Below are 14934 nucleotides of genomic sequence, written 5' to 3' on the forward strand. Positions count from 1 at the left end.
GAGTCGTACCGCCCCCTTCGCGCTGTTACCTCGTGCTGTTCCCTCGTGCCGTTCCCTCGTGCTGTTCCCTCGTGCTGTTCCTTCACCCCCCACGCACACCGCCGCCCGCGAGGGGAACTCCCCCGCGGGCGGCGGTCGGTGCCGGGGCCGGTGGCGTCCGGTCAGTCCTGGAGGGCGATGAGGCTCGACGGGCGCAGATCCGTCCAGTGGGCCTCCACGTAGGCCAGGCACCCCTCGCGGGTGTCCTCGCCGAAGACGGTCCGCCACCCGGCGGGGACCTCGGCGAAGGAGGGCCACAGCGAGTGCTGGTTCTCGTCGTTGACCAGAACCAGGAAGCGGCCCTGCGGGTCCTCGAACGGGTTGGTGCTCATGCGTTCTCACTCCTCTTGTGTGTCACACCGAACAGCTGGGACAGGGGCTGTTCGGAGTCGTCCGTCACGGTGCGCAGCAGGGTCTGGAGTTCCTCGGCGAGTCGCCGCGCCTTCTCCGCCCCGAGCCGCTCCGTCGCGTGGATCAGGCCGCAGTGCACGGGGCCTTCGCCGCGGGGCTCGTAGAAGCTGAGGGTCAGCTCCGCGCGGGTGGATCCGGTCGGCACGGCGACCAGGTCGCCGACACCGCCCTGGAGGCGCTCCAGGTCGGCCTGCTCGTGGTGGATCACCATCACCTGCGGGCCCTCCGGTCGCAGGCCCGCGGCGCGGACGACCTCGTCGAAGGGCACGTCCTGCCGGTCGAGGGCGCTCAGCGTGGTCTCCCGTACGCGGGTCAGGAGCTCCGCGAAGGAGGGGTCGCCGGCCGTGTCGGTGCGCAGCACGACCGTGTTGAAGAAGCAGCCGACGAGGTCGGCGAGCTGGTCGTCGCCGCGCCCGGCGACCATCGTGCCGATGGGCAGGTCGGTGCCCGCCCCGTGGCTGGTGAGCAGGGCGGCGAGAGCCGCGTGCAGCACCATGAACATGCTGGTGCCGGTGGCCTGCGCGAGCCGGTCCACGTCCGCGTGCAGCCGCTCGTCGAGCGTGAACTCGACGATTCCGGCGGCTCGGCTCCCCCGCCGCGCGGGGACGGGGGGCCGGGCCTCCGTCGGCAGGGCGAGATCGCGCGGTGCGCCGGCGAGCGTCCGCCGCCAGTAGGCCAGTTGGCGGCCGCCCCGGCTGTCGGGGTCGTCCAGGTCTCCGAGGACCTCGCGGGCCCAGCGGGCGTAGTCGCCGTAACTCACGGGCAGCGGCTCCCAGTCGGGCGCCCGCCCGGCGGTCCGGGCTCCGTACGCGGTGGTGAGGTCGCGGAAGAGCGGGACCACCGACCACTCGTCGACAGCCAGGTAGTGCAGGGTGAGCAGCACCGCCTGGGCGCCGTCGGCGCCGGTGAGGAGCCGGGCCCGCAGCGGGGCCTCGCGCTCCAGGTCCGGTGCGGCGGACGCCAGTTCGGCGAGCCGCGCGTCGAGGTCCGTGCACTGCTCCACGGCGGGCTCCGGCGCCTCGACGGCCCGGCGGACCAGGGTTCCGTCGCGGTCGGTGAAGGCGGTGCGGAGCGGTTCGTGGCGGGCGGTCACGTCGGCGAGCGCCGCGGCGAGCGCGTCGGCGTCGAGGCCGCCGGGCGAGCGCAGGACGAGTGCGTGGTCGAAGCCGGGGTCGCGCCGGTACGCCTGCCACTGCCAGCGCTGTACGGGCGCGACCGGCGGCTCCGTGCCGTCGGCGGCGCCGGGCTCGGCGGGGCGCAGGGCGGGACGTGCCGCGCCCGCGCCCTCCAGCTTGCCGGCGATCCCGGCGACGGTGAGGGCGTCGAAGACGTCGCGGATGCTCAGTTCGACGCCGAACTCGGCGCGGATGCGGCCGAGGAGGCGCATGGAGGCCATGGAGTGGCCGCCGAGGGCGAAGAAGCTGTCGTGCACGCCGACGGCGTCCAGCTTGAGGATCTCGCAGAACAGCTCCGCGATCCGCGCCTGCGTCTCGGTCGCGGGAGCGGCGTCACCGGTCATCGCCGACCAGTCCGGCGCGGGCAGCGCCTTGTGGTCCAGCTTGCCGTTCGGGGTGAGCGGCAGCGGGCCGTCGAGCGGAACGACGAGGGCGGGGACCATGTACTCGGGCAGGACCGCGGCGACGTGGGCGCGGAGCTCCTGCGGGTCGAGCGCGAGGTCCGCGCCGGGCTCGGGCACGGCGTAGCCGACGAGGCGGACGATGTCGCCGTCGCGGTCGGGCAGGACGGCGGCCTGGGCGACCGACGGATGCCCGGCGAGTGCGGCCTCGATCTCGCCCAGCTCGATGCGGAAGCCTCGGATCTTCACCTGGGTGTCGACCCGGCCGAGGAAGTCGAGGTTGCCGTCGGCGCGCCAGCGGGCCCGGTCTCCGGTGCGGTACATGCGGCTGCCGGGGGCGCCGTACGGGTCGGCGACGAAGCGTTCCGAGCTGAGCCCGGCCTGCCCGAGGTAGCCCCGGGCGAGGCCGCGCCCGGCCACGTACAGCTCGCCGATCACTCCCGGCGGGACCGGCCGGAGGTGCTCGTCGAGGACGTAGCAGCGGGTGTTGGGGTCCGGGCGTCCGATGGGCACCCGGCCGCCGGCGCGGCCGCCGTGCTCGCGGGCGGGCCACAGGGTGGAGTTGACGGTCGCCTCGGTGAGCCCGTACGCGCAGATCAGGTTCGCGGTGGCGCCGAAGCGTTCGAAGACGTCCGGCGGCACGGTCTCGGTGCCGACCAGGACGGTCGACCCCTCGGGCAGCCGGCAGCCGGGCGGCAGGGCCGACACCAGCGAGGGCGGCAGGATCATGTGGGTGATCCGCTGGTCTTCGAGGAAGTCGGTGAGGGCGGGGCCGGCGACCCGGGCCTCGTCGGTGATGAGGACGAGCCGTCCGCCGTGGCAGAGGGCCATGGCCAGTTCGAACGCGAAGACGTCGAAGCCGATGGAGGCGAACTGGAGGACCCGGCTGTCGTGGGCGAGGCCCATCCGGTCGACCGCCGTGGCGACCAGGCTGGCGATGCCCTCGTGCGGGACGACGACGCCCTTGGGGCGGCCGGTGGAGCCGGAGGTGTAGATGACGTACGCGGCCTGGTCGAGGCCTGCCGGTCCGCCCGCCGGCCGGGTGGCGGGCAGGGCGTCGAGCTCGGCGGCGACGTCCGGGGCGTCGAGCAGCAGGACCGGGACGCCGGCGACGTCGGGGATCTTCCCGGCGACGGGCTCGGTGCCGACCACGACGGCGGCCCCGGAGTTCTCGATCATGTAGCTGAGGCGGTCGCCGGGGTGGACGAGGTCCAGCGGCAGGAACGCGGCCCCGAGCTTCAGGGCGGCGACGACCGTGGCGATCATGTCGACCGAGCGCGGGACGGCCACGCCGACGACGCTCTCGGCGCCGACACCGCGGGCGGCGAGCAGCCGCGCGAGCCGGTTGGCGCGCGCGTCGAGCTGGGCGTACGTCACCGAACGGGAGCGCTCGACGACGGCGACGGCGTCGGGGCGCTCGGCCACCCGGCGGGCGAAGAGCGCCTGCAGGGTCTCCTCGTCGACCTCGCGGGGCAGCCCGTTGAAGCCTTCGAGGACGAGGCGGTGCTCCTCGTCGGTGAGGATCCCGGCCTCGGACAGCGGCCGGTCGGGGGCCGTGACCAGGGCCGCGACCAGCCTGCCGAGGCGGTCGCCGATGCGCTCGGCGGTCTCCTGGTCGAAGAGTTCGGTGGCGAACTCCAGGCGGCAGCCGAGGGAGTCGGCAGCGCCGTCGGCCGAGGTGTGCTCGGTGAAGCTGAACACGAGGTCGAACTTGGCGGTGCCGATGCGGTGCGGCAGGTAGCCGGCCTCGAGTCCCGGCAGCCGCAGGGCCTCGTCCGTACGGGCGTGGTAGCCCACCATCACCTGGAACAGCGGGTTCCTGGAGAGGGAGCGGGTCGGGTTGAGCTTCTCCACGACCGACTCGAAGGGCACGTCGGCGTGGGAGAACGCGGCGAGGTCGGTCTCCCGGACCCGGCCGAGGAGTTCGGTGAAGGTCGGGTCTCCGCCGAGGTCGGTGCGGAGCACCAGGGTGTTGACGAAGAAGCCGACGAGCTCGTCCAGGGCCTCGTCGCCGCGGCCGGCGATGGGTGCGCCGAGCGGGATGTCGGTGCCGGCGCCGAGCCGGTGGAGCAGGGCCGCCACGGCCGCGTGCGCGACCATGAACATGCTGGCGCCGGTGTCGCGGGCGAGTCGCCGCAGGCCCTCGTGGACGGTGCGGTCGAAGGTGATGTCGAGTTCGGCGCCGGTGAAGGCCGGGCGGGCGGGCCGCGGCCGGTCGGTGGGGAGTTCCAGTTCCTCGGGGGCGCCGGCCAGGGCCGTGTGCCAGTGCTCCAGCTGCCGGGCGACGAGGCTGTCGGCGTCGGCCGGGTCGCCCAGGAGCCGGTGCTGCCAGAGGGCGTAGTCGGCGTACTGGACGGGCAGCGGCTCCCAGTCGGGGGCGGCGGCCGCGAGGCGGGCGGTGTAGGCGGTGGTCAGGTCCCGCAGGAAGGGGCGGTCGGACCACTCGTCGGTGGTGATGTGGTGGAGCAGCAGGACGACGACGTGGTCGTCGGGCGCCACCTCGACGACCGTGGCACGGATCGGCAGCTCGGACGCGAGGTCGAACGGCCGCCGCACGGCGGCGTCCACGATGCCGGGCACCTCGTCCTCGCCGGCGCGCAGATGTTCCACGACCGGGACCGCCGTACCGGCGGGCAGGATCCGCTGGTACGCCTGGCCGTCGCTCTCGCGCTCGGCGAAGAGCGTCCGCAGGGCCTCGTGGCGGTCGGTCACATCGGTGAGGGCGGCGCTCCACGCCGCGCGGTCGAAGGTGCCGCGCAGCCGCATGACCAGGGGGAAGTTGTACGCGGCGGAGGTGCACTCGATCTGCTGGATGACCCACAGGCGCTGCTGGGCGTGCGACAGGGGCAGTTCGTCGGGGCGCTCGGACGCGACGAGCGCCGGGCGGGCGGCGCCGCGCGAGGCGGCGGCCCGCTCGACGAGTTCGGCGACGGTCGGCGCCTCGAACAGGTCGCGGATCGCCAGCTCCGCGTCGAGGGCGGTACGGGCCCGGCTGACGAGCCGGGTGGCGAGGAGCGAGTGTCCGCCGAGGTCGAAGAAGTCGCTGTCGATGCCGACGCTGCCCTCGGCCAGGCCGAGGACCTCCGCGAAGAGCCCGCACAGGGTCTCCTCCTGCGGGGTGCGCGGGGCGCGGCTCCGGCCGGTGCCGGTGAGGTCGGGGGCGGGCAGGGCCTTGACGTCGAGCTTGCCGTTGACGGTCAGCGGCAGGGTGGCGACGGGGACCAGGGCCGACGGGACCATGTAGTCGGGGAGGCGGGCCTTGAGGTGCTCGCGGAGCCGCTGGACGAGGTCGTCGGCGTCCTCGCCGCCGGGGGTGGTGTCCTCGCGTACGACCGTGCTGTCCTCCGTCGCGGCCGTGCCGTCCGCCCGTTCGGCCGTGCCGTCCTCCCGTACGAAGTAGCCGACGAGCCGCTTCGTTCCGGCCGTCTCGTGGACGACGACGGCCGCGTGGGCGACCTCGGGGTGGGCGGACAGGGCCGTGGAGATCTCGCCGAGTTCGATGCGGTAGCCGCGGATCTTGACCTGGTCGTCGGTGCGGCCGAGGAAGTCGAGCAGTCCGTCGGGGCGCTGCCGGACGAGGTCGCCCGTGCGGTACATGCGCTCGCCGGGCTCCCCGAAGGGGTCGGCCACGAACCGCTCGGCGTTCAGGACGGCCCGGTCGTGGTAGCCGCGGGCGAGGCCGGTGCCGGCGATGTACAGCTCGCCGGGGCAGCCCGGCGGGACGGGCCGCAGCATCGTGTCGAGGACATGGGCGCGGGTGTTGCGGATGGGCCGGCCGACCGTCGGGGTGGCGCTCTCGGTGGTGGAGCCGCCGAGGGTGTTGATCGTGTACTCGGTGGGGCCGTAGAGGTTGTAGCCGTACGTGCCCTCGGTGCGGCGCAGCTGCGTCCACACGGTGTCGGAGACGGCCTCGCCGCCGAGCAGGACGAGCGCCGGCCGGTGCTTGCCCGCGGCCTCGTCCTGGTCGAGGAGGCCCTCCTCGATGAGGAGCTGGGCGTAGGTGGGCGTCACGTTGACGACGTCGACGCGGTGCTCGTCGCAGTAGGCGACCAGTGCTTCGGCGTCGCGGCGGAGTTCCTCGTCGCAGACGTGCACCTCGTGGCCCTCGACGAGCCAGAGCAGTTCCTCCCACGACATGTCGAAGGCGAAGGACACGGTGTGGGCGATGCGCAGGCGCCGGCCGCCTGCGGAGGCGATGGCCGGGTCGAAGATCTCCTTCTGATGGTTGAGCTGCATGTTCGTCAGGCCCCGGTAGGGGGTGACGACGCCCTTGGGGCGGCCGGTGGAGCCGGAGGTGTAGATGACGTACGCCGGGAACTCCAGCCGGTCGGGGACACCGTGGGCGAACGCGGGGCGCTCGGCGTCGGTGATCCCGTCCCCGGACAGCGCGGCGAGTTCGGCGAGCACGGCCTCGTCGTCGAGGAGGACTTCGAGGGCGACGGGGCCGTCCTCGCGGCGCAGCGTCGGAGCGACGGCGGCGGTGGACAGCAGGCAGAGCGGCCCGGTGTCCTCGGCCATCAGCCGCAGCCGGTCGGCGGGGTGGTCGAGGTCGAGCGGCAGGTACGCGGCGCCGGTCCGCAGGACGGCGAACAGCGCGGCGACCATCTCGATGGACCGGGGCAGCGCGAGCGCCACGACCTTCTCGGGCCCGGCGCCCCGGGCGAGCAGCAGCCGGGCGAGCCGGTTGACCTGCGCGTCGAGTTCGGCGTACGTGAGGGCGCGCTCGCCGAAGACCAGCGCGACCACGTCGGGGGTCCGGGCGACCTGGGCGGTGAGCATGTCGGCGACGGTCTCGTCCGGCACCGGCTCGCGGCCCGACTCCCGGGCGGTGCGCAGCGCGGTGCTCTCCTCCGGGAGCAGCAGGTCCACGCCCGCGGTGCGCGCGGACGCGGCGGCGGGGCCGGCGAGGGCCTCGCCGAGGCGGTCGAGGACCGTGGTGAACCGGGCGAGGATCGTGCCGGCGGCGTCGGCGTCGAAGAGGTCGGGCCGGGCGGCCAGGGTGACCTTCAGACGGGCGCCCGGGGTGACGATCAGGGTGAGCGGGAAGTGGGTGCCGTCCACGTTCGACACACCGGTGATGCCGTGGCGTTCGCGGAGGGCCGCGGCGCGGTCCTCGCCGTCGGCCGAGCGGAGCACGAAGAGGGTGTCGAAGAGGCGGCGGTGGCCGGACTCCTGCTGGAGGGTGCCCAGGCCCACGTACTCGTACGGCATGACGGCGGCGCGCTCGGACTGCATGCGGCGCAGCAGGTCGAGCAGGGGCTCGTCGGGGGTGAAGGCGATCCGGGCGGGGATCGTGTTGAGGAACATGCCGATGATGCCGGCGACGTCGGGGACCTCCGCCGGGCGTCCGGCGACGGCCGTGCCGAAGGCGACGTCGGTGCGGCCCGTCATGGCCGAGAGCACCAGGGCCCAGGCCGCGTTGAGGACGGTGTTCAGGGTGAGTCCGTGCCGGCGGGCCACGGTACGGAGCCGGTCGCCGGCCTCCTGGGTGAGGAGGGCGTCGAAGTCCACCGGGATGACGGGGCCGGTGTCGCGCCCGGACGGGGCGAGCAGGGTCGGCTCGTCGAAGCCGGCCAGGGCCCCGCGCCAGGCGTCGAGGGCGACCGAGGTGTCCTGGGCGTCCAGCCACGCCAGGTGGTCGCGGTACGAGCCGGGCAGCGGGAGGCCCGTGGGGTCGCCGGCCCGCTCGTACAGCGTGAACAGCTCCTCCAGGAACAGCCAGGCGGACCAGCCGTCCCAGAGGATGAGGTGGTGGGTGACGACGAGCTTGTCGCGGCCGTCGCCGAGGCGGATGAGGAGCAGTCGGCACAGGGGCGCGGCGGAGAGGTCGAAGCGCTGCCTGCGGTCGGCGGCGAGGAGTTCCTCGGTCCGGGTCCGCTGTTCGTCGGCGGGCAGTCCGGAGAGGTCGGCCTCGACGAGCGGGATCTCGGCGCCGTCCACGATGAACTGGACGGGGCCGGGCAGGCCGTCGCTGGTGAATCCGGCGCGGAGGCCGGTGTTGCGGTCGAGGAGGGTGCGGCAGGCGGCGCGCAGCCGGTCGGCGTCGATCCGGTCGTCGAGGTCCAGGGTCTCCTGGGACTGGTAGACGTCGAGCGCGTCGCCCGCGTCGAAGGTGGCGTGGAAGTACATGCCCTCCTGGAGCGGGGAGAGCGGCCAGATGTCCGCGACGGGCAGCCCGGCGGCGGCGTGGACGCGGGCGGTCTCCTCCGGGGTGAGCTCGGGTCCGGCGAGCGGCACGGGGGCCGGGGGTTCCGGGTCGGGGGCCGGCGCGGCGGCGGTCAGCTGGTCGAGGAGGGCCCGCAGTGCGGGGTCGACGGCGGCGCCGGACTGCTGCTGGAGGGCGAGGACGGCCTGGAGGGCGGCGGCTGCCTGCCCGGCGTCGGAGGCGGAGACGGTCACGCCGTCGGAGTGCACGGGTACCTCGGTGGAGTCGGTGGCGGGGGGCGCCTCGGCGTCCCCGTGGGCGGCGGCGGCCGCGGCGAGCGCGGCAGGGGTGCGGTGCTCGAACACGTCGCGGGGGCTGAGGGTCAGGCCCCGTTCACGCGCCCGCGTGGCGACGGCGATGGAGCTGAGGCTGTCGCCGCCGAGCATGAAGAAGTCGTCGTCGACGCCGGTTCCGGGGACGCCGAGGACCTCGTCGAAGATCCGGCACAGGGCGCGCTCGCGGTCGTCGCGCGGCGCGCGGCCGGCGGCGCGGGGCGCGATCTCGGGTGCGGGCAGGGCGTTCTGGTCGAGCTTGCCGCTGGGCGTCAGCGGGAGTTCGGCGAGGACGACGACGGCGCTCGGCACCATCGCGGCGGGCAGCGCCTCGGTGAGGGCCGCGTGCAGGGCCTCGGAGGCGGGAGTGGCGCCGGGGGCGGCGACGGCGTAGCCGACGAGGGCGCCGTCGCGGACGATCACGGCCGCGCGGGCCACGCCGGTCAGCGCGGCCAGGGCGGTCTCGATCTCGCCGAGCTCGACGCGGTTGCCGCGGATCTTGACCTGGCGGTCGGTGCGGCCGAGGTACTCGACGGCGCCGTCGGCGCGGCGGCGCACCAGGTCGCCGGTGCGGTACATCCGCTCCCCCGGCGCCCCGAACGGGTCGGCGACGAACCGTTCGGCGGTGAGGCCGGGGCGGTCGTGGTAGGCGCGGGCCAGCTGGACGCCGGCGAGGTAGAGCTCGCCGGGCACACCGTCGGGCACCGGGCGCAGGAACGGGTCCAGGACGTGGAGCCGGGTGTTCCAGACGGGCCGGCCGATCGGAACGGCCGGGTCGGTGGCTCCCTCGTAGGGGAAGAAGGTGACGTCGACGGCCGCCTCGGTGGGGCCGTACAGATTGTGCAGCGGTACGGGCGTGCGCCCGGCGCGTGAGGTCAGCTCCCACCAGCGGCGGGCGTCGGCTCCGGTGAGGGCCTCGCCGCTGCAGAACACCCGGCGCAGGCTCGCCGCCCAGTCGGGAGCGTCCGGGGTCGCCTCCATGACCTGGACGAAGGCGGCCAGCATCGAGGGGACGAAGTGCGTGGTGGTGACGGACCGTTCGGCGATGAGGCGGGCGAGGTACTCCGGGTCGCGGTGGCCGTCAGGGCGGGCGAGGACGACGGTCGCGCCCTCGGTCAGGGCCCAGAAGAACTCCCACACCGACACGTCGAAGCTGGACGGGGTCTTCTGGAGGACCCGGTCGTCGGCGGTGAGCCCGTACGCGCCCTGCATCCAGGCGATCCGGTTGACGATGGCGCGGTGGGTGACGGCGACGCCCTTGGGGCGACCGGTGGAGCCGGAGGTGTAGATGAGGTAGGCGGGGTGGTCGGGTCCGGCGGCCCGTCCGGGCTCGGCGTCCTCGGGGGCGTGGGACTCGGAGGCGTGGGACTCGGGGGCGTGGGGCTCCTCCGCCGGGGGCGCCGCGCCGATGACGACGTGCGCGAGGTCCGGTACGGCGGGCAGGCGCCCGGCGGCCTCCTCCGTGGTCACGACGAGCCGCGTGCCCGAGTCGGCGAGCATGAACGCCACCCGGTCGGCGGGGTAGTCGAGATCGACGGGCAGATAGGCGGCGCCCGCCTTGAGGACGCCGAGCAGCGCGACCATCAGCTCGGCCGAGCGCGGGACGGCGACGGCGACGTACCGCTCGGGGCCCGCGCCGCGCTCCCTGAGCCGCCGGGCCAGGGCCTCGGCCCGCCGGTCGAGTTCGGCGTAGCTGAGGGTGGTGTCGTCGAAGACGACGGCCGGGGCGTCCGGGGTACGGGCGGCCCGGTCGGCGATGAGCGAGGTGAGCGTCGCTTCGGGGACGGGGTGGGCGGTGGCGTTGAGCTCGGTGAGGTGCGCGCGCTCGCGGCCGGACAGCAGGTCGGTCCGGGCGACGAGCCGGTCGGGATCGGCCGCCACGGTCCGCAGCAGGGCGGTGAACCGGTTGGCGAGGACGGCCACGGCCACCTGGTCGAGCCGGGCGGCGTGGTGCTTGAACCGCAGCAGCAGGCCGTCGGCGGCGGGCTCGACGACGAGGGCGAGCGGGTAGTGCACGGCGTCGAACACCTCGGCGCCGGTGACGAGCGGCTCGCCGGCGTCCTGGTCTCCTTCGCCGCCAGGGTAATTCTCGAACACCACGAGGGTGTCGAAGAGTTCGCCGCCGCCCGCGATCCGCTGGATGTCGGCGAGCCCGAGGTGCTGGTGGTCGAGGAGGCCCGCGTGCTCGTCCTGGACGCGGTGGAGCAGCTCGGTCAGGGTCTCCTCGGGGCGGAGGGTCACCCGGGCGGGGACGGTGTTGATGAACAGGCCGACGGCGGAGTCCAGGCCCGCGACCTCGGTGGTCCGCCCGGAGACCGTGGTGCCGAAGACGACGTCCCGGCCGCCGGTGAGGGCGCCGAGCAGCAGCCCCCACACGCCGTGGAAGACGCTGCTCAGGGTGAGCCCGCGGGTCCTGGCGTACGTGGTCAGCGCTTCGGTGAGGTCCTGGGGCAGACGCGTGTCGACGTGCTCGGGGCGGGCGGGACCTTCGGCCTCGTCTCCCGGGGCGGTGAGCGCGGGGAGCCGTGTCGGTCCGTCGAGGCCGGCGAGTGCCTGGCGCCAGGCCTCGCGTGCGGCGTCGCGGTCGCGGCCGGCGAGCCAGGAGAGGTACGGCTCCGGGGCCGTGGGATCGGGCAGTTCGGCGCCCCGGTAGGCGTCGGTCAGTTCCCGCAGGAGGACGGAGACCGACCAGCCGTCGGCGACGATGTGGTGGAGGGTCAGGAGGAGCCGCCGGCGCCGGCCGTCCTTGACGAGGGTGGCGCGCAGGAGCGGCGGCCGGTCGAGGGCGAACCGTTCGGCGCGGTCGGCGCGGAGGATGTCGTCGAGGCCGGTCCCGGCGGTGTCGGCCTCGCGCCACGGGAGGGTCACGTGGTCGGCGAGGCGCTGGACGACCTCGCCGCCGGGGAGCTGCCGGAACGAGGCCCGCAGCAGCGGGTGCCGGTCGAGGAGCAGCTGGAGCGCGCGGCGGAGCCGGTCGGGGTCGACGGGCCCGGCGAGGTCGAGGACTTCCTGGACGAAGTAGAGGTCGGCGGCCTGGTGGTCGAACTCCGCGTGGAAGAAGAAACCTTCCTGGAGCGGGGAGACGGGCAGCGCGTCCGGGTCGAGCTCCACCCGTGGCCGGGCCGGTGCGGCGCCGGTCTCGCCCGCCGTGCGGGCGAGGGCGGCCACGGTCCGGCTGCGGAACACGTCGCGCGGGGTGATCGCGAGCCCGGCCTCCCGGGCGCGGTTCACCAGCTGGATGGCGACGATGCTGTCGCCGCCGAGTTCGAAGAAGCTGTCGTGGACGCCGACCGCCGGCAGGCCGAGGAGATCGGCGAACAGCGCGGCAAGCGCGGCCTCCGCGGGGGTGCTCGGGGTGTCGGTGCCGGTCAGCGAGGTCCAGCGGGGCTCGGGCAGGGCCTTGGCGTCGAGCTTGCCGTTGGGGGTCAGCGGCAGCGGGACGTCGAGGACGACGACGGCGGTCGGCACCATGTAGTCGGGCAGGGCGTCGGTCACGCGGGCGCGTGCGGCGGTCACGGCCGCCTCGCCGCGCTCGTCCGCCGCTGCCTCCGGGACCAGGTACGCGACCAGCCGCTTCACTCCGCGGTGGTCCTCGCGGGCCAGGACGGCCGCCTGGGCGATGCCCTCGCAGGCCATGAAGGCGCTCTCGATCTCACCGGGCTCCACGCGGTGGCCGCGGATCTTGATCTGGCCGTCGGCGCGGCCGAGGAACTCCAGGTTGCCGTCGGCGCCCCAGCGGACCCGGTCGCCCGTGCGGTACATGCGGGTGCCGGGAGGTCCGTACGGATCGGCGACGAACCGCTCCGACGTCAGCCCGTGGCGGCCCAGGTAGCCGCGGGCGAGGCCGCGCCCGGAGACGTACAGCTCGCCCTCCGCGCCGACGGGGACGGGCCGGAGCGCCGTGTCGAGGACGTACGCGCGCGTGTTGGGGTCCGGCCGGCCGATCGGCGCGGGGCCCGGGCGGTCGGGGTCGGCGAGCCAGAGCGTGGAGTTGACGGTGGCCTCGGTGAGTCCGTACGCGACGACGACCCGGAGCCGGCCGCCCCAGCGGGCGATGAGCTCGCTGGGGACCGCCTCGGTGCCGACGACCAGGACGGCGCCCTGCGGGAGTTCGCACTCGGGCGGGAGCGCGGAGACCAGCGAGGGCGGCAGGATCATGTGGGTGGCGCGGTGGCGGGCGATGTACTCGGTGAGCGCGGGGCCCGCGACACGGCGCTCGGCGGGGACGACGATGATCCGGCCGCCGACGCACAGCGACATGATCAGGTCCCAGACCGTCACGTCGAAGCCGACGGAGGCGAACTGGACGACCCGGCTCCCGGCGGTGATACCGATCCGGTCGGTGGCGGTGGCGATGAGGCTGCCGACGCCGTCGTGCGAGACGACGACGCCCTTGGGGCGGCCGGTGGAGCCGGAGGTGTAGATGACGTACGCGGCCTGGTCGAGGGCGACCGCCGGTGCCGGGTCGGGCTCCGTCGCGGCGGCCAAGGCCGCCTCGGTGTCCGGGTCGTCGAGCAGCAGACGGGTGACGCCCGCCGTCTCCGGGAGGTCGCCGGCGAGGTCGCGCACGGTGACGACGGTGCGCGCACCGGCGTCGGAGAGCATGTAGGCGATGCGGTCCTGGGGGTGGTCCGCGTCCAGCGGCAGATAGGCGGCGCCGGCCTTCATGACGGCGAGCAGGGCCACCACGAGCTCCGGTGAGCGGGGCAGGGCCACGCCCACCACGTCCTCGGCGCCGACGCCCCGGGAGCGGAGGAGCCGGGCGAGCCGGTCGGCGGCGTCGTCGAGCGCGGCGTACGTGAGCTCCCGGTCCTCGCAGACGAGTGCGACGGCCTCGGGGCTCCGGCGGACCTGCTCTTCGAACGCGGCGGGCCAGGAGAGCTCCGGGACCTCGCGGGGTGCGACGCCGAACTCGTCGAGGAGGCGGGCTCGTTCGGCCCGGGTGGTGAGTTCGATGCGGCCGACGGGGCGGTCCAGGTCGGCGGTGAAGGCGTCGAGGAGGGCGAGGAAGCGGCGCTCGTGGTCGGCGAGGGTGGCGGCGTCGCAGACGTCGGCGTCCACGTCGAGGTGGAGGGTGTATCCGCGGCCGTCCGTGCCCTCGGCGAAGCTGAACGCCAGGTCGCTGACCGGGCCGAGCCATTCCGGGCGGAGTTCGGCCCGGTGGCCGGCGAAGCGGAGGTCCTCGGAGCGGGGCAGGATGTTGACGGTCGGGCCGACGAGCTCCGGTACGCCGTCGACGAGGCCGAGTTCCCTGGCCAGGTCCTCGGCGCGGTAGCGCCCGTGGGTGACGGCGTCGGCCACGGTCTCGCGCACCTGGGCGACGAGGGCGGCGCCGGTCGTGCCGGGGTGGACGGCGAGGCGCAGCGGGACGATGTTGGACACCATGCCGGGGACGGTCGCGGAGACCTCGTCGTCGCGGGCGGCGACCGGCAGGCCGAGGACGAGGTCCTGTTCGCCGCCGGCGCGGTGCAGATGGGCGGCGACGGCCGCGAGCAGGATCCGGGAGGGGCGTACGCCCGCGGTCCGGGCGGCGGCGTCGAGGCGCTCGACGGTCCCGGGGGACAGCTCGGCGGTCCGCCGCAGGCGTCGGGTCATGGGGGTGGCGGCGCGGTCGACGAGCCGTACGGGCTCGGTGCGGCCGGACATCCGTTCCAGCCACCAGGCGCGGTCGGCGGCGTGCCGGTCGGAGGCGCGGTACGCGCGGTCGGCGGCGACGAGCCGGGAGACCGACCAGTCGCGGGGCCCGGCCGCCTCGTCCCCCTCGGTGTAGAGCTCGCCGGCCCGCCGGGTGACGAGCGCGACGCCCATCCCGTCCATCACGATGTGGTGGTAGCGCTGGCACCACAGGACGCGGTCGTCGGCGAGCCGCAGCAGGGCGTGGGCGAAGAGCGGGTCGAGCGCGAGGTTGACGGGCCGGTCGCGGTCGGCGGCCACCCACGCGGCGGCGGCCTCGTCGGGGTCGGCGGCCTCGCGCAGGTCCACGACGGTGACGTCGACGGGGACGGTGCGGGTCCGGGGCGTCTGGCGCGGCCCGTCGTCTCCGGGAGTGACCCGTACGTGCAGGCACTCGGCCTCTTCGACGGCCTGGCGGACGGCGGCGGTCAGGCGGTCGAGGTCGGTGGCGCCGCGGAGGTGCAGCGCGAAGACGATGTTGTAGGCGGAGCTGTCCGGTTCGATCTGCTGGGCCAGCCAGATGCCGGATTGCCCGCCGGTGACGGGGAGGCCGGAGAGGGTGTTCCGGTCCGACGGCTCGACGTCAAACATCGTACGAAGTGGCCTTTCCCTGGAGGTGCGTGGCAGACGGTGACGGCACAAGCGCCGACGGCGTGGCGAGTGTTACGCCACGCCGGCGGTCGGGTCGGCGGGCGGCCGGTGGGCCGTGAGCCGGGGGAGCGGCAGCGGGGGTGCGGCACGTGAAAACCAGGCGCGTA

Annotated in this window: 2 protein-coding genes; both read right to left on the reverse strand. The window is 74.9% G+C overall.

The features are described 5' to 3' along the window. Positions 1–161: 161 nt before the first annotated feature. Complete coding sequence (locus ACFQ79_RS37320) at positions 162–371, reverse strand: MbtH family protein (RefSeq protein ID WP_383591958.1); 210 nt, start codon at positions 369–371, stop codon at positions 162–164. Further along, positions 368–14767 (reverse strand): amino acid adenylation domain-containing protein, encoded by a 14400-nt coding sequence (locus ACFQ79_RS37325; RefSeq protein WP_383591961.1) that lies wholly within the window; start codon positions 14765–14767, stop codon positions 368–370. Before ACFQ79_RS37325 ends, ACFQ79_RS37320 begins: the two co-directional genes overlap by 4 nt. Between the last annotated feature and the right edge of the window lie 167 nt (positions 14768–14934).

Source organism: Streptomyces sp. NPDC056480 (genome assembly GCF_042795405.1).
GTDB lineage: Bacteria > Actinomycetota > Actinomycetes > Streptomycetales > Streptomycetaceae > Streptomyces.

What these genes read in the sequence shown, in the direction of transcription:
- ACFQ79_RS37320 (WP_383591958.1), bottom strand. Translation starts at nt 371, where the DNA reads ATGAGCACCAACCCGTTCGAGGACCCGCAGGGCCGCTTCCTGGTTCTG.
- ACFQ79_RS37325 (WP_383591961.1), bottom strand. Translation starts at nt 14,767, where the DNA reads ATGTTTGACGTCGAGCCGTCGGACCGGAACACCCTCTCCGGCCTCCCC.